At 70.3% G+C, this 14,417-nt stretch carries 17 protein-coding genes; 11 read left to right on the forward strand and 6 right to left on the reverse strand.

Going from position 1 to position 14,417, the window contains the following annotated elements:
• Positions 1-59: 59 nt before the first annotated feature.
• Positions 60-1,418 (reverse strand): hypothetical protein, encoded by a 1,359-nt coding sequence (locus AB0C33_RS18175; RefSeq protein ID WP_358288963.1) that lies wholly within the window; start codon positions 1,416-1,418, stop codon positions 60-62.
• Between the two features lie 277 nt (positions 1,419-1,695).
• Positions 1,696-2,904: an NADP-dependent malic enzyme gene (locus AB0C33_RS18180; RefSeq protein ID WP_358288964.1), complete on the reverse strand. Its 1,209-nt coding sequence runs from the start codon at positions 2,902-2,904 to the stop codon at positions 1,696-1,698.
• Positions 2,905-3,167: 263 nt separating this feature from the next.
• On the opposite strand from AB0C33_RS18180, the gene AB0C33_RS18185 reads away from it, so the two are divergent.
• Genes AB0C33_RS18185 through AB0C33_RS18200 form a run of 4 tightly spaced genes read left to right on the forward strand, consistent with a single transcriptional unit; the run spans position 3,168 to position 6,080 of the window.
• Positions 3,168-4,025 (forward strand): ABC transporter substrate-binding protein, encoded by an 858-nt coding sequence (locus AB0C33_RS18185; RefSeq protein WP_358288966.1) that lies wholly within the window; start codon positions 3,168-3,170, stop codon positions 4,023-4,025.
• A 3-nt stretch (positions 4,026-4,028) separates the two neighbouring features.
• A complete protein-coding gene (locus AB0C33_RS18190) occupies positions 4,029-4,856 on the forward strand; it encodes an amino acid ABC transporter permease (protein WP_358288969.1) in 828 nt (275 codons plus the stop codon).
• Positions 4,853-5,596 carry an amino acid ABC transporter ATP-binding protein gene (locus tag AB0C33_RS18195; RefSeq protein WP_352352340.1) on the forward strand — a complete coding sequence of 248 codons (744 nt, stop codon included), beginning with the start codon at positions 4,853-4,855 and terminating at the stop codon, positions 5,594-5,596. Before AB0C33_RS18190 ends, AB0C33_RS18195 begins: the two co-directional genes overlap by 4 nt.
• A gap of 55 nt (positions 5,597-5,651) precedes the next feature.
• Complete coding sequence (locus AB0C33_RS18200) at positions 5,652-6,080, forward strand: CGNR zinc finger domain-containing protein (RefSeq protein WP_352331380.1); 429 nt, start codon at positions 5,652-5,654, stop codon at positions 6,078-6,080.
• 16 nt (positions 6,081-6,096) lie between these two features.
• Here the strand turns inward: AB0C33_RS18200 and AB0C33_RS18205 are convergent, their stop codons facing one another.
• Positions 6,097-6,390: a S24 family peptidase gene (locus tag AB0C33_RS18205; RefSeq protein ID WP_352331378.1), complete on the reverse strand. Its 294-nt coding sequence runs from the start codon at positions 6,388-6,390 to the stop codon at positions 6,097-6,099.
• A gap of 89 nt (positions 6,391-6,479) precedes the next feature.
• Between AB0C33_RS18205 and sodN the strand changes: the two genes are divergently transcribed.
• The 3 genes from sodN to AB0C33_RS18220 all read left to right on the forward strand — a co-directional run bounded on the left by sodN (position 6,480) and on the right by AB0C33_RS18220 (position 8,230).
• Positions 6,480-6,881, forward strand: coding sequence for a superoxide dismutase, Ni (gene sodN, locus AB0C33_RS18210; RefSeq protein WP_352331376.1), 402 nt, complete (start codon positions 6,480-6,482; stop codon positions 6,879-6,881).
• A gap of 126 nt (positions 6,882-7,007) precedes the next feature.
• Positions 7,008-7,433: an anti-sigma factor gene (locus AB0C33_RS18215; protein ID WP_352352342.1), complete on the forward strand. Its 426-nt coding sequence runs from the start codon at positions 7,008-7,010 to the stop codon at positions 7,431-7,433.
• A 17-nt stretch (positions 7,434-7,450) separates the two neighbouring features.
• A complete protein-coding gene (locus AB0C33_RS18220; RefSeq protein WP_352352343.1) occupies positions 7,451-8,230 on the forward strand; it encodes an RNA polymerase sigma factor SigF in 780 nt (259 codons plus the stop codon).
• Here the strand turns inward: AB0C33_RS18220 and AB0C33_RS18225 are convergent.
• Positions 8,227-8,610, reverse strand: a complete 384-nt coding sequence (locus tag AB0C33_RS18225; RefSeq protein WP_358288974.1) for a hypothetical protein — start codon at positions 8,608-8,610, stop codon at positions 8,227-8,229. The genes AB0C33_RS18220 and AB0C33_RS18225 overlap by 4 nt on opposite strands.
• Positions 8,611-8,699: 89 nt before the next feature.
• Here AB0C33_RS18225 and AB0C33_RS18230 point away from each other — a divergent pair, with 89 nt between their 5' ends.
• Together AB0C33_RS18230 and AB0C33_RS18235 are read left to right on the forward strand one after the other, a co-directional pair.
• Positions 8,700-9,665: a diacylglycerol kinase family protein gene (locus AB0C33_RS18230; protein WP_358288977.1), complete on the forward strand. Its 966-nt coding sequence runs from the start codon at positions 8,700-8,702 to the stop codon at positions 9,663-9,665.
• Between the two features lie 275 nt (positions 9,666-9,940).
• The gene (locus tag AB0C33_RS18235) at positions 9,941-10,195 is read left to right on the forward strand and encodes a WhiB family transcriptional regulator (protein WP_113705541.1); all 255 of its coding nucleotides are present in this window, start codon (positions 9,941-9,943) and stop codon (positions 10,193-10,195) included.
• Between the two features lie 197 nt (positions 10,196-10,392).
• Here AB0C33_RS18235 and AB0C33_RS18240 read toward each other — a convergent pair whose 3' ends face one another.
• Complete coding sequence (locus tag AB0C33_RS18240; RefSeq protein ID WP_357985039.1) at positions 10,393-11,862, reverse strand: histidine kinase N-terminal domain-containing protein; 1,470 nt, start codon at positions 11,860-11,862, stop codon at positions 10,393-10,395.
• 463 nt (positions 11,863-12,325) lie between these two features.
• Between AB0C33_RS18240 and AB0C33_RS18245 the strand changes: the two genes are divergently transcribed.
• Entirely contained in the window at positions 12,326-13,045 is a 720-nt protein-coding gene (locus tag AB0C33_RS18245; protein WP_125648113.1) for a GntR family transcriptional regulator, read from the forward strand.
• A gap of 35 nt (positions 13,046-13,080) precedes the next feature.
• On the forward strand, positions 13,081-13,788 hold the full coding sequence (gene bioD, locus AB0C33_RS18250; RefSeq protein ID WP_358288980.1) for a dethiobiotin synthase: 708 nt from the start codon (positions 13,081-13,083) through the stop codon (positions 13,786-13,788).
• Here bioD and AB0C33_RS18255 read toward each other — a convergent pair.
• On the reverse strand, positions 13,785-14,360 hold the full coding sequence (locus AB0C33_RS18255) for a hypothetical protein (RefSeq protein ID WP_358288983.1): 576 nt from the start codon (positions 14,358-14,360) through the stop codon (positions 13,785-13,787). The genes bioD and AB0C33_RS18255 overlap by 4 nt on opposite strands.
• Positions 14,361-14,417 lie beyond the last annotated feature (57 nt).

A 14,417-nucleotide genomic window follows, 5' to 3' on the forward strand; every position in this document is an offset into this window, starting at 1 on the left:
CGCCCGTCCCGAAGCGTCGCGAAGCCGTCCCAAAGCGGTCCTGAGCCGTCCCGGAGCCGTCACACGGACGTGAGCTCGCGCGTACGCTCCCGCAGCGCCATCACGGCCCGCTCGTTCTTGTAGGGCTCCAGCCGCCGCCGCAGGTCCGCCGCGTACGACCGCGACCGCGCCGACTGCAGCTCGCCCGCCAGCGCCAGCGCGTTGCCCGCCGCCTGGCACGCCTCCTCCAGCTCGCCGCACTCCAGCAGCCCGGCCGCCAGCAGGGACAGGTTGAACATGCGCCCCCGCACGTACCGGGTGTCCATGTCGAGGGAGCGCCGCGCCAGCCGCACCGTGCGCTCGCCCTCCCCCAGGTCGCGGAAGCAGTGGGCGAACTTGGCCGACAGGTAGGCCTCGTCGAAGTAGCTGAGCCAGCGCGGCTCCTCCGTGGGCCTGCGGGCGTCGAAGGCCAGCTCGGCCTGGTGCAGGGAGGCCCCGCAGGACCTGGGGTCGCCGAGGCCCGCGTGCGCGTGGGCCTCCAGCACCTGCGCGGAGGACAGCAGGGTCTGGACGCCGGCCCGCCGGGCGGCGAGCTGGGCCGCCCTGGCCAGGTCGAGGGCGTGGGCCGGCTGGCCCATGTAGATGGCCTGGTGGGCCATGCCGGCCAGGATCTCGCCGCCCAGGGTGTGGTCGTCGGCGCCCCTGGCCAGGCGGAGGGCCTGGATGAGGTAGCGCTGGGCCAGGCCGTGCTGCTCCATGTCGTAGGCCATCCAGCCGGCCAGGCGGGTCAGCTCGGCGGCCGCGGCGGCCAGCTGCTTGCCGGTGGACTCCCCGTAGCTGCCGTCCTTGAGCAGGGGGGAGACGGCGGTGTCGAGGTACTTCACGACGGACGAGCGCACCCGGCCGCTGCCGAAGCGGTTGTCGAGTTCGCCGAAGGACCGGGTCACCTCGTGGATCGCGGCGATGTCGGCCCTGCCCACCCGGCGGGCCCCGGTGCCGCTGGGACGCCCTTCCGGAGGCGCCGTCAGCCAGCGTATGGCTCCGACGGATCCTGCTCCGATCGCGAAGGTGGAGTCGATCAGAAACCTCCGTCTCTCCACGTCGGCCCGCCACAACGCCGTCACGGTCGCGACCCCCTCCTGCCACGTGTGGGTGAACTCCTGACCGAGATCGAGGGGCGTGATGTTGGTCGGCATGCCCAGGTCCTCCGAGCTCACCGGGCGGCCGAGCCGCAGCGCGAATATCTCCGTGAGCAGGCACGGGACGGGATCCCGTGGCTTCTGACCCCCGATCCACCGCAGCACAGAGCTGTGGTCGTACTTCAGGCCCGGGGTGCCGCGCGCGGCTCCCAGGTCGTTGAGGCGCCTGGCCAATCCCTTGTGGGAGAAACCCGCCTCGGCGATGAGCTGCTGGAGCAGTCGGTTAGGCTCGCGTTCCATCGCTCTCCTCGTCACAGGAGTCGGCGCCCACATCCTTACAGAGAGCTATTTTTATAGCACGTTGCGTAAAGGCTTTTCGGCAGTTCCCAAAGGTCACGCGAACTCCATCGCAATCCCTTCGCCAGTCCTGCTCGGGATCAGGATCTGGATCCGGCTCACCTGGACGGGGAACTCACCTACCCATGCCGCGGGCGGGAAACCGCAAGGCCTGCTGACCTGGGCGGAAGCGGGAGAACGAGCGAGCGGGGGCCGATCGGCCCCCGCTCGTGACGGTGGATCAGAGGCGCGCGACGCCGTCGGCGCGGGCCTGGGCGGCCACGGCGGCGGTCACCGCGGGGGCCACCCGCCGGTCGAACGGGCTCGGGATGACGTACGTGGCCGACAGGTCGTCGCCGACGACGGCGGCCAGCGCCTCGGCGGCGGCCACCTTCATGTTCTCGGTGATCGTCGTGGCCCGCACGTCGAGGGCGCCGCGGAAGACCCCCGGGAAGGCCAGGACGTTGTTGATCTGGTTGGGGAAGTCGGAGCGCCCGGTGGCGACCACCCTGGCGTGCCTGGCGGCCACCTCGGGATGGACCTCCGGGGTCGGGTTGGACAGCGCGAAGACGATGGCGTCGGGCGCCATGGACGCGATGGCCGCCTCGGAGACGGTCGAGCCGGACAGCCCGAGGAAGACGTCGGCGCCGGCCAGGGCCTCCTCGGTGGAGCCGGTGTGGCCGGCCCGGTTGGTCTCGCGGGCCAGGGCCTCCTTGACCGGGTTGAGCCCTTCGCGGCCCTCGTAGATCATCCCCTTGGAGTCGGCGACCGCGATGTCGCCGATGCCGGCGCCCAGCAGGATGCGGGTGACGGCGACGCCGGACGCGCCCGCGCCGGCCACGACGGCGCGCAGGTCGCCGAGCGCGCGGCCGGTCAGGCGGGCGGCGTTGCGCAGGGCGGCCAGGGCGACGATGGCGGTGCCGTGCTGGTCGTCGTGGAAGACCGGGATGTCGAGCAGGTCGCGCAGCCGGTCCTCGACCTCGAAGCAGCGCGGGGCGCTGATGTCCTCCAGGTTGACGCCGCCGAACGACGGCGCGAGGCGCACGACGGTCTCGACCAGCGCGTCGACGTCGGTGCAGTCGAGGCAGATCGGGACGGCGTCGACGTTTCCGAACTCCTTGAACAGCAGCGCCTTGCCCTCCATGACCGGCATGGCGGCCGACGGCCCGATGTCGCCCAGGCCGAGCACGGCGGTGCCGTCGGTGACGACGGCGACCACGTTGGAGACCCAGGTGTAGTCGTTGACCAGCGAAGGCGTCTCGGCGATGGCGGTGCAGACCCGCGCGACGCCGGGCGTGTAGGCGAGCGACAGGTCGTCGGCGTCGCGGACGGGAATGGTCGAGCGGACCTCCAGCTTGCCCCCGCGGTGGAGCGCGAAGGCCGGATCGAGGTCGAGCGGTTCGACGGAAGCAGAAGCGGGCGTGGCAGACACAGCGACCCCTGTATTCATCGGAGCGGAAGAGACCTTCGGCGTACGAGCGCGAGTGGGCTGGCTTCGGTAGCTGCCAAGCTCCCCCTCGTCGGTCGTCTCTGAGGGGTTACGGGGGTCACCCGTCTCCCCATAGTGCCACATGGTGAGATGGTCGATGGTGTCGGAGCCGACGCCGTTCCGTTGACGCATCGTTAAACGCGGGATGACGGACCGCAGCTAAACCCCATTTAAACTGCACAAAACGCAAGTTACGTGGCATAACTCTTTCGAGGAGGCCGTACATGGCCCTCAGCCCCAAGGGCCGCCGTGGCTACGCTGTCGGCGCGCTCGCCCTGACCGCCGCTCTCGCCCTCAGCGCCTGTGGCAGCGACAGCGGAGGCTCCTCCGGCAGCACGACCGGCGCGAGCGCCTCCGCGGCCGGCGGCGTGAAGCTCGTCCAGCCCGGCAAGCTCACGGTCTGCACGAACATCCCGTACGAGCCGTTCCAGTTCAAGGACGACAGCGGCAAGATCGTCGGGTTCGACGTGGACATCGTCGACCTCGCCGCGAAGAAGCTCGGCGTGACCCAGAACATCGTGGACATCGACTTCGCGGTGATCAAGAGTGGCGCCGCCATGGCCGCGGGCAAGTGCGACGTGGCCGCCGCCGGCATGACGATCACCGACGAGCGCAAGCAGAACATCGACTTCTCCGAGCCCTACTTCGACGCCACCCAGGCGCTGCTGGCCAAGAAGGGCTCGGGCGCCAAGTCCCTTGAGGACGTCAAGGCCAAGAACCTCAAGCTGGGCGCGCAGGCCAGCACGACCGGCCTCGACTACGTCAAGAAGCAGGGCCTCAACCCCACCGAGTACGCCGACTCGGCCAAGGAGCTGCTGGCCCTGCAGGCCGGGCAGGCCGACGTGATCGTCCAGGACCTTCCCGTGGTGCTGACCTGGCTGAAGAAGCCCGAGATCGCCGAGAAGTTCGAGCTGATCGCCAGCCTGGACACCGGCGAGCAGTACGGCATCGGCCTGAAGAAGGGCGCCGACCCGACCCTGCTCAAGACGATCAACGAAGAGATCACCAAGGCCAAGCAGGACGGGAACTACGAGAAGATCTACGTGAAGTGGTTCGGCAAGAAGCCCGGCGAGCTGGGCTGATCCATGGCCGACCAGCCGAAGACCGCTGAGCCCGGCCGGGCCGGGCTCAGCCCTCGGAAGAAACAGCGGATCACGCGGGCCGTCCAGTACGTCGTGCTGGCCGCCGTGCTCGTCGCTGTCGTCCTGTACGCCGACTGGGCCAGCCTCGCCCAGAACTTCGCCAAGGTCGACGTGGCCAAGCAGGCGCTGCCCGACCTGTTCACGATCGCGCTGCGCAACACGATCATCTACACGGTGGGCGGTTTCGTCTTCGCGTTCGTGCTCGGGCTGCTGCTCGCGCTCATGCGGTTGTCGCAGGTGCGGCCGTACCGGTGGATCGCGACCGTCTACATCGAGATCTTCCGCGGCCTGCCGGCGCTGCTCATCTTCCTGATGATCACCTTCCTGCCGCTCGCGCTGCCCGGGTTCGAGGTGCCGTTCGGCACGTACGGACAGGGCATCCTGGGCCTCGGCCTGGTCGGCGCCGCCTACCAGGCGGAGGTCTTCCGGGCGGGCCTGCAGGCGGTCCCCAAGGGCCAGACGGAGGCCGCCAGGTCGCTCGGCATGTCCGCGACCCGGGCGCAGGTGACGGTGGTCATCCCGCAGGCCATCCGCATGGTGATCCCGCCGACCACCAACCAGTTCGTGTCCCTGCTCAAGGACTCCTCGCTGGTGCTGTTCCTGGGCGTCTCCGGCGAGTACGTCGAGCTGGCCAAGTTCGGCAACGACCTGGCCTCCCAGTACGCCAACGCCACGCCCATCATGGTCGCCGGCGTGACGTACCTGATCGTCACGATCCCGCTGGGCTACCTCGCGTCCCGGCTTGAGGGGCGTAAGCGGAGGAGCCAATGACGCACGCCATCGAGCTACGAGAGCTGCACAAGTACTTCGGCCAGAACGAAGTGCTCAAGGGCATCGACATGACGGTCGAGCCGGGCCAGGTGGTGTGCGTCATCGGGCCGTCCGGCTCGGGCAAGTCCACGCTGCTGCGCTGCGTGAACCTGCTGGAGGAGCCCACCAAGGGCAAGGTGTTCGTGCAGGGCGTGGAGGTGACCGACCCCGACGTGGACATCGACGCCGTACGACGCCGCATCGGGATGGTCTTCCAGCAGTTCAACCTGTTCCCGCACATGACCGCGCTGCAGAACGTCATGATCGCCCAGCAGCGCGTGCTGAAGCGCGGCAGGCGGGAGGCCGAGGTCGTGGCCCGGGAGAACCTGGAGAAGGTGGGCGTCGGCGCCAAGTGCGACTCCTACCCGACCCAGCTGTCCGGCGGGCAGCAGCAGCGGGTGGCCATCGCCAGGGCGCTGGCCATGAACCCCGACCTGATGCTGTTCGACGAGCCCACCTCGGCGCTCGACCCCGAGCTGGTCGGCGACGTGCTCACGGTCATGCGCAAGCTGGCCGAGGAGGGCATGACCATGCTCGTGGTCACCCACGAGATGGGCTTCGCCCGTCAGGTGGCCGACCGGGTGGTCTTCATGGACGGCGGCGTCGTCGTCGAGGACGGCGACCCCGCCCAGGTGATCGGCGACCCGCGGCACGAGCGCACCCGCGCGTTCCTGCACCGGGTGCTGCACCCGGAGGAGTGAGCCGTCCGGGCCCCCGGAGGTGCCGGGGGCCCGGCGACTCGTGTAATACTCCCGCATGGACCTGACCTCTTACGCAGAGTGGGCGGTCCGACTGATCAACGATCCCGCCCCTCCCCCGGAGCTGACCGCCCTGCGCGCCGAGCTGGCCGCCGTGTTCGACGTCGCGGGCGACGCGCGCGCGGTGGCCGAGCGTCTCAACGCCCTGCTCGTGCGCTATCCGGTGCACCCGCGGCTGTCGGACCACGACGGCCAGGGCTGGCACCTCCACCTGGCCGAGGACTCCGCCGCCAGCGCGGTGATGGGCCTGGCGGCCGTCGTCGCCGAGGTGGGCGCCGACCGGCTGGGCCGCTGCCACGAGCCGCGCTGCGCCCGCGCCTTCCTCGACACCTCCTCCAACCGCTCCCGCCGCTACTGCTCCCCCCGCTGCGCCACGCGCGCCAACGTGGCGGCCTACCGGCGCCGCAGGAGCGCCCAGGAAGGCTGAGAGGGCCTCTGAGGGGTCACCTGCGGCGCACCAGCGGCCAGTAGCGCAGCACGACGCGCCCGACGATCTCCTCGACCGGCCCGAAGTCCCAGCTGTCGCGGCGCCCGCCGGCGCGCTGGTTGTCGCTCTCCAGCCACCAGCCGCCCTCGCCGTGCCACTGGGCGCGTTTCACGATGAGCTGATCGGGGTCGCCGGGCAGCCGGGCCACGACGAGGTCACCCGGATGGACGGCGGCCCCCCGGCGGACGAGGAGCCAGTCGCCGGGGACCAGCGCCGGACGCATCGAATCGCCCTCGACACGCACTCTCATGGGCAGAGACCCCCTACTCCACAGGCGTTGGGACCCGAGTAAGGTCGGTTGTGGACCAAGCTGATTCAGCATCAAGGAAGGACTTTCTGATGCTCGCACGACTGCTACGACCCAAGCATGTCGCTTCCGCCCACTGCGACCTGCCCTGTGGGGTCTACGACCCCGCCCAGGCCCGGATCGAGGCCGAGTCGGTCAAGGCGATCATGGAGAAGTACGAGGCCAGCGACGACCCGGTCTTCCGCACCCGCGCGCTCATCATCAAGGAGCAGCGGGCCGAGCTGGTCAAGCACCACCTGTGGGTGCTCTGGACCGACTACTTCAAGCCGCCGCACCTGGAGCAGTACCCCCAGCTGCACCAGCTCTTCTGGGAGGCCACCAAGCTGGCGGGCGCCGCGGCCGCCAAGGGCACCGTCGACGGCGGCAAGGCCGACGAGCTCCTGGCCAAGATCGACGAGATCTCCAAGATCTTCTGGGAGACCAAGGCCGCCTAAACGGCATAAAAGGCTCTGTGCGGTCCAGACCGCACAGAGCCTTTTCCGTTGATGGCGAGTCTGAATCCGCCAAGGACCTCCCGGGGGCGGTAAGTTGCAGTTGGCGTCGGAAACGCGAGGAGGAACGTGACCGAGGAAACCGAGACGCGTGCGGAGGGTGTAGCGGGCATCCGCGACGTGGTGAGCATCAGGCTCCCCGCCGCGAGTGCTTACCTGTCGGTGCTGCGCACGGCCACCGCCGGCCTGGCCGCCCGGCTTGACTTCACCCTGGACGAGATCGAAGATCTGCGCATCGCGGTCGACGAGGCGTGTGCCATGTTGCTGAGCGAGGCGGTTCCGGGCACCGACCTGACCGCCGAGTTCGAGCTGACCGGCGACGTGATGAAGGTCAGCGTCGAGGTGGCCACCGTCGGCAGCTCCGCCCCCAAGCGCGACGACTTCGCCTGGATGGTGCTGACCGCCCTGGCCGACGACGTCGACGCCGTGACCGACTCCCCCGACCGCATGGCGATCGTCCTGCGTAAGCGCCGAGGCGCAGCGAGGCCGGCGTGACGGAAAGGACTGGAGCCATGGCCACCAGCGAACACGCCGTGCCCGACAGGGTTCGCGCCCGCTTGCTCTTCGCCGAGCTGGCCGAGCTGGGTCCCGAGGAACCGCGACGCCAGCGCATCAGGGACGAGCTGGTCGAGCTTCACCTTCCGCTGGTCGAATACCTGGCCCGCCGCTTCCGCAACCGCGGCGAGTGGCTCGACGACCTCACCCAGGTCGCCACGATCGGCCTGATCAAGTCGATCGACCGGTTCGATCTCAAGCGCGGGGTGGAGTTCTCCACCTACGCCACGCCCACCATCGTCGGCGAGATCAAGCGGCACTTCCGCGACAAGGGCTGGGCGGTCCGGGTGCCGCGCCGCCTGCAGGAGCTGAAGCTCTCGCTGACCAAGGCGATCAGCGACCTGTCGCAGCGCGAGGGCCGCGCGCCCACGGTCGCCGAGCTGGCCGCCTACCTCAAGATGACCGAGGAGGAGGTGCTGGAGGGCCTGGAGTCGGCCAACGCCTACTCCACGGTGTCCCTCGACGCGCCCGACTCCGGCGACGACGACGCCCCCGCGGTGTCCGACTCGCTGGGCATCGTGGACGAGTCGCTGGAGGGCGTCGAGTACCGCGAGTCGCTCAAGCCGCTGCTCGAACGGCTGCCGCCGCGCGAGAAGCGCATCCTGCTGCTGCGGTTCTTCGGGAACATGACGCAGTCGCAGATCGCGACCGAGCTCGGCATCTCGCAGATGCACGTGTCCCGGTTGCTGGCCCGTACCCTCGCCCAGTTGCGCGAGGGGCTGACCGCGGAGGACTAACCGTCCCCGTAGAGCGCATGGGTGGTGGGGGGCGCGAACAGCGCTCCCAGCCCGGTCAGGGCCAGCACGATCAGCGGCACGCCGATCAGCGGCTGACCTGACTGGATGAGCGTGCCCCCGACGGGCAGCAGGAAGATCTGCGTCACCACGCCGGGCGACCTCCCCCACCGCTCCGCCCGCAGCAGGCCGCCCCAGGCGACCCAGAGCAGCCCGGCCCCGATCAGCAGCCCGAAGGCCGACTCCGCGATGGCCGTGGTGAGACTGTCAGGGGTGCTCACCACCGTCTCCACCGCGACGTAGATCCCGAGCCCGAGCGCGATGAGCCCCTCCAGGGCCACGACGACGGCGGCGACGAGCAAAGTCCACGGACGCTTCGACACAGCCAAACCCTATCCGCCCCCGGGTCCGGTCCCGCCGGGGATGTTCCCCCACCCCGAGCGAGTGGGCGATCAGCGACTACGCTGGCGATATGCGCGCAATGTTGCTGGTCAATCCCAAGGCCACCACCACCAACGCCCGCACGAGGGACGTGTTGATCCGCGCGCTGGGCGCGGCCGTGGAGCTGTCGGTGGAGGAGACCGGCTACCGGGGGCACGCCGCGACGCTGGCGGCCACGGCCCGCGCCAAGGGCTTCGACGTGGTCGCGGTGCTCGGCGGCGACGGCACGATCAACGAAACCGTCAACGGCCTGCTCAACCCGGTCGACGGCCACGACGTCCCGCCGGCCGACGATCCGAGCTCCGGCCGTCCCGGCCTCATCGTGATCCCCGGCGGCAGCGCGAACGTGTTCGCCCGTTCCCTCGGGCTGCCGAACGACCCGGTCGAGGCCACCGGCGCGGTCCTGGAGGCGCTGAGAGAGGGCCGGCGCCGGACCGTGGGCCTGGGCCACGCGCTCTGGGAGGGAGAGAGCCGGTACTTCACGTTCTGCGCGGGCATGGGGTACGACGCCGAGGTCGTACGGGCTGTGGAGGGCCTGCGCGGCACCGGGAGGAAGGCCACTCCCGCCCGGTATGTGAACACCGCTCTGCGGCACTATCTGGCCACGGACAAGCGGCACGCTCCGATGACCCTGACCGGGCCGGGCATCCCCGCGGCCGACGGCGTGTTCATGGCGATCATCTCCAACACCTCGCCGTGGACGTACCTGGGGGCCAAGCCGGTGACGCCGACGCCGTGGGCGAGCTTCGAGACCGGGCTCGACCTGCTCGGGCTGAGGCGGATGGGGCCCGTCCAGATCGCCGGGCTGATCCGGCAGATCCTCACGGAGAGTGACGCCGTCCCGTCCGGCAAACACCTCGTCCAGCTGCATGACGAGGCCGAGTTCACCCTCGCCGCCGACCGTCCCGTGGCCTTCCAGCTGGACGGGGACTACCTGGGCGAACGCGAATCCGTAACGTTCCGGTCTACCCCGAACGCGTTACAAGTTCTGGTCTAGCTGGTTACATTCGGTCATTGTGTGACGCATCCGACATCCATAACCGCCAAAACTTCGCCCCAACCCCCTTGCGTGCACTCTGCGTGGCTGGAAGGCTCAAGACTGACGTCGGAACGTAGGACCTTTAACAACCCCAAGGCCCTCCGGCCGTCAGGCGGACAACCCCGGTCCAACACCTGGATCCGGGTAATTGTTCGCGCGAGTTAGTGAAACTCTTCACAAAGTAGTAGCCGCACGGAGCCGACCAAAGGTTCCATCTACTAAGGAGTGGACGCATGGACTGGCGCCACCGAGCTGCCTGCCGTGACGTGGACCCCGAGCTGTTCTTCCCGATCGGCAACACCGGCCCTGCCCTGATGCAGATCGAAGAGGCCAAGCAGGTCTGCCGGTCCTGCCCGGCCGTCGACGCCTGCCTGAAGTGGGCGCTGGAGTCCGGACAGGACGCCGGCGTCTGGGGCGGTCTGAGCGAGGACGAGCGCCGCGCCCTCAAGCGCCGCACCGCCCGCGCCCGCGCCCGCGCCTCGGCCTGATCTGCCCAGCCTGATCTGCCTCACCTGATCTGCCCCGTCTGATCCACCTCCGATCGACCCTGCTTTCCCCGCAGGAGCCGCCCAGCTTGGCGTGATCGACGTTTCCGCCAAGACCCCGTCGCGTCGCGCACGCGGCGGCCAGGCTCGCACGGACCGGGCGCCGCCCTCGACGACGGTCGCCCGGCCCGGCGGACTCTTCAGGCGGACGGCAACGGGATCGACAACCCGACGTGCGTGCCGCCGCCCTCCCGCGGCTCGATCGTCAGCTTGCCCGACAGCTCCCCCTCCACCAGCGTGCGGACGATCTGCAGCCCCAGACTGGTGGACTTGTCGAGGTCGAAGTCCGCGGGAAGGCCGCGCCCGTCGTCCCAGACGGTGACGTTCAGCCGGTCGGGGGCGGGCTCGACCAGCACCTCCATCCGCTTGGGACGCCCGTGCTGCAACGCGTTCTGCAGCAGCTCGGTCAGCGCCATGGCCAGCGGCGTGGCGATGAGCGAGGGCAGCACGCCGAACGCGCCCACCCGGCGCGGCGTGACCGCCGCCTCGGCCGCCGACACCTCGCCCGCCATCGCGATCACCCGGTCGGCGATCTCGTCGAAGTCGACGAACTCCTCCGGCGCGTGCGACAGCGTCTCGTGCACGATGGCGATCGAGCCGACGCGGCGTACGGCCTCCTCCAGCGCCTCGCGGCCCTCGGGCACCTGCAGGCGCCGCGCCTGGAGCCGCAGCAGCGCGGCGACCGTCTGGAGGTTGTTCTTCACGCGGTGGTGGATCTCGCGGATCGTGGCGTCCTTGGTCATCAGCTCGCGCTCGCGCCGCCGCAGCTCGGTGACGTCCCTTATGAGGACGAGCGCGCCGATGCGACCGCCGCCGACGATCAGCGGGATGGCTCTGAGCTGCACGATCGTGCCGCCCGACTCGACCTCGGTCTCCTTGGCCGCCCGCCCGCTGGCCACGATCATCAGGTCTTCGTTGATCGGCTCGTCGGAGTAGCACAGCGTCGCCGTCACCCGGCCCAGCTCGGCGCCGACCAGGTCGGCGTGCAGGCCCAGCCGCCGGTAGGCCGACAACGCGTTGGGCGAGGCGTACGTGACCCGCCCGGCCCGGTCGAGCCGCAGCAGACCGTCGCCGACGCGCGGCGAGCGCACCAGGATCGGCTCCTCCCCCGAGAACGGGAAACGCCCCTCGGCCACCATCTGCGCCAGGTCCGACGCGCTCTGCAGGTAGGTCAGCTCCAGCCGGGACGGGGTGCGCGCCGAGGACAGGTTCGTGGAGCGCTGGATCACCCCGAGGAAGCGGCCCTCGCCGTTGTCGACCGCCCGGCGCACCGGGATCGTCTCCTCGCGCACCGGGACACCCGTGGACCAGTCGGGATCGCCCTCGCGGCAGATGCGGCGCTCGTTCCAGGCGGTGTCGATGAGGTGGCGCTCGCCCTTGGCGGCCACGCTGCCGACGATGTCGTCGTGGTAGACGGTGGGGCCGGTGGTGGGGCGCATCTGGGCGATGGCGATCCAGCCGTTCTCACCGAGCAGCGGCGCCCACAGGATGAGGTCGGCGAAGGACAGGTCGGCCAGCAGCTGCCAGTCGGAGACCAGCGAGTGCAGCCAGTCGAGGTCCGCCTCGTCGAGTGCGGTGTGGCGGGCGACGAGGTCGCTGAGAGTCGGCACGAGTGCATCATGCGTGCTTTCGCCGCCAACAGCCAAACCGACCCCCTGATCGAATGCGCAGCTCCTGCCCGGTGAAGACGCCACGGGCGGGCGGCACGGGTGCGTCGCCGTGCACCCGGCGCGACTTTCGGGGAATCTCGTACTGTGAGAACCGTCACACGGCGGGATCGCCCGATCCCCATGACGGGGCTTCACGGGCATTGCCGGAGGTGATCGACACGGGCGGGTGGCTCCTCGACGACGCGGGCCTGACACCGGCCTCGGTTGCGATCGCGCACGCAGCTGTGGATATCCTTCACAATCAGTCTGAGCTGCCCGGATTCGCGCGTACTTGGCGGTGTGCGCGCTCCGTGCGGATATGCCGTCCTCCCAGGTGGTTGACCGCTCGGGCCGATATGAGTTCCGATGATCTCGCGGTGATCAGACACGCCCTCACCGCCGTGCCAGAAGTGAAGGTGAGAGCGTGACCGACGACGGCCCCCGCGTTCCCAAGTACTACGACGTGAAACGCAGTCTTCTGGAGCTCACCAAGAGCCTGCCCGCGGGCACCGCCCTGCCTCCCGAGCGCACGCTGGCCGTGCGGTTCGAGACCTCGCGCACCACCGTCCGCCAGGCGCTGACCGAGCTGGTCGTGGAGGGCAGGCTGCTGCGCATCCAGGGCAAGGGCACGTTCGTGGCCCAGCCGAAGGTGGCGCAGGTGCTCCAGCTCACCTCCTACATCGGCGACCTGCGCACGGCCGGCCTGGAGCCGGACACGAAGATCCTGGAGATCGGCTACATCACCGCGGACGAGGCCCTGGCGCGGCGGCTGGCCATCAACCCCGGCGGCCGGGTGCTGCGCATCCACCGGCTCCGGCTGGCCAACGGCGAGCCGGTCTCGATCGACACCACCCACCTGTCCGCGCGGCGCTTCCCCCGCCTGCGGCGGGAGCTGGAGGTGCACGCCTCCCTGTACGAGACGCTGCACAACGCCTACAACGTACGGCTCACGGACGCCGAGGAGATCATCGAGACCGTGCTCGCCACCCCGTACGACGCCAAGGCCCTGGGCGTGGACGTCGGCCTGCCGATGCTGCTGCTGACCCGCCACGCCTTCGACGCCGACGGCCACCCGGTGGAGTGGGCGCAGTCCCTCTACCGCGGCGACCGGTACAAGTTCGTCACGCGCCTGCGGCGTCCCTGACCGGGATGGCGGGCGGCGGCTTCTAGGCTGGGACGATGAGCGTTCTCGTCGTGTCCGGCACCGACTTCGGCGTGGGCAAGACCGTCGTGACGTCCGCGGTGGCCGCCCTGGCCAGGGAGCGGGGGGCGTCCGTCGCCGTGGTGAAGCCGGCGCAGACCGGCGACGGGCGCGACCTCGACGAGGTGATCCGGCTCTCCGGGGTGAGCACCACGTTCGAGCTGGCGCGCTTCGGCGAGCCGCTCTCGCCGGCCGCCGCCGCGCGGGTGGCCGGGGTGCCGCCGGTGTCGCTGCCGGCCGCCGCCCGGTTCGTCGAGGAGCTGGCCGAGAGCAACCGGCTGGTCGTCGTGGAGGGCACCGGCGGCCTGCTCGTGCGCTTCGACGAGGACGGCGCGACGATCGCCGACCTGGCCCGACTGGTGGGCGCGCAGGTGCTGGTCGTGGCGGGGGCCGGGATCGGGGCGCTCAACCACACGGCGCTGACCCTGGAGGCGCTGGCGCACCGGGGGCTCGACCCGGCGGGCGTGGTGATCGGGCGCTGGCCGCGGGAGACCGGGATCATCGAGCGGAGCAACGTCGCCGACCTGGAGATGCTGGCCGCGCGGCCGCTGGCGGGAGTGCTGCCCGAAGGGGCCGGGCGACTCGGCCGCGAGGCGTTCGCCCAGCTGGCGCGCGAGGGGCTGGGCGCCACGCTGGGCGGTTCCTTCGACCCGTCCGCCTTCAAGCGGCGGGTGGGGGTGCTCTAGCAGGCGGCCTCGGGCAGGCGGCAGACCTTGACGGTCATCCGGCGCGCCTGGTCGATCAGACCCCGGAATCCTCTGAGCGGCAGGCTCTTCGTGGGCCAGGCCGACTCGCCGGCGATGTAGAGGGCCGCGCCGCGCCTGACCGCGACCGCGTGCTCGCCGCTCTCGAAGAACCGGCCGCCGGCGCGCAGGCCGTCGTCGCCCACCTCCAGGGGCTTGGTGAAGTAGCGGTGGCGGTTGACGCCCTTGCCCACGTCGGCGCAGCGCCGCAGGTCCGCGCGCAGGACGCGCATGGCGGCCTTGGCGTGCCGGACGCTCCGGTAGACGACGAGCTGCTCGTACTTCATCTCGTCCTCGCTGGAGTACAGGACGGCCCGCGCCATCAGCCGGCCGCCGTCCCGCCGCCGGTGCGACAGGCACGGGTCGAGCTGGAGCGGCAGCGTGGCGGAGTTCTTGACGGTGTAGGTCTCCCACTGCTTGGCGGGCGGGTGCTTCTCCAGGAACAACATGCCGTGCGGTAACCCGCCCAGGACCGTGGACGCGGCCGCCAGCGCGGCGACCCCTGCTGCGAACATCCGAACCTCCCCTTGGTCTGTTGGGGAGTGAGATGTTCGGTGCGCGGCAATTGTTCG

It is taken from the genome of Nonomuraea sp. NPDC048881 (assembly GCF_040649795.1).
Taxonomy (GTDB): Bacteria; Actinomycetota; Actinomycetes; order Streptosporangiales; family Streptosporangiaceae; genus Nonomuraea.

Excerpts from the sequence above, each read along its gene's own strand:
- AB0C33_RS18175 (WP_358288963.1), bottom strand. The coding sequence starts at position 1,418 with ATGGAACGCGAGCCTAACCGACTGCTCCAGCAGCTCATCGCCGAGGCG.
- bioD (WP_358288980.1), top strand. The coding sequence starts at position 13,081 with ATGAGCGTTCTCGTCGTGTCCGGCACCGACTTCGGCGTGGGCAAGACC.
- sodN (WP_352331376.1), top strand. The coding sequence starts at position 6,480 with ATGCTCGCACGACTGCTACGACCCAAGCATGTCGCTTCCGCCCACTGC.
- AB0C33_RS18180 (WP_358288964.1), bottom strand. The coding sequence starts at position 2,904 with ATGAATACAGGGGTCGCTGTGTCTGCCACGCCCGCTTCTGCTTCCGTC.
- AB0C33_RS18255 (WP_358288983.1), bottom strand. The coding sequence starts at position 14,360 with ATGTTCGCAGCAGGGGTCGCCGCGCTGGCGGCCGCGTCCACGGTCCTG.
- AB0C33_RS18230 (WP_358288977.1), top strand. The coding sequence starts at position 8,700 with ATGCGCGCAATGTTGCTGGTCAATCCCAAGGCCACCACCACCAACGCC.
- AB0C33_RS18185 (WP_358288966.1), top strand. The coding sequence starts at position 3,168 with ATGGCCCTCAGCCCCAAGGGCCGCCGTGGCTACGCTGTCGGCGCGCTC.
- AB0C33_RS18235 (WP_113705541.1), top strand. The coding sequence starts at position 9,941 with ATGGACTGGCGCCACCGAGCTGCCTGCCGTGACGTGGACCCCGAGCTG.
- AB0C33_RS18200 (WP_352331380.1), top strand. The coding sequence starts at position 5,652 with ATGGACCTGACCTCTTACGCAGAGTGGGCGGTCCGACTGATCAACGAT.
- AB0C33_RS18190 (WP_358288969.1), top strand. The coding sequence starts at position 4,029 with ATGGCCGACCAGCCGAAGACCGCTGAGCCCGGCCGGGCCGGGCTCAGC.
- AB0C33_RS18205 (WP_352331378.1), bottom strand. The coding sequence starts at position 6,390 with ATGAGAGTGCGTGTCGAGGGCGATTCGATGCGTCCGGCGCTGGTCCCC.
- AB0C33_RS18195 (WP_352352340.1), top strand. The coding sequence starts at position 4,853 with ATGACGCACGCCATCGAGCTACGAGAGCTGCACAAGTACTTCGGCCAG.
- AB0C33_RS18220 (WP_352352343.1), top strand. The coding sequence starts at position 7,451 with ATGGCCACCAGCGAACACGCCGTGCCCGACAGGGTTCGCGCCCGCTTG.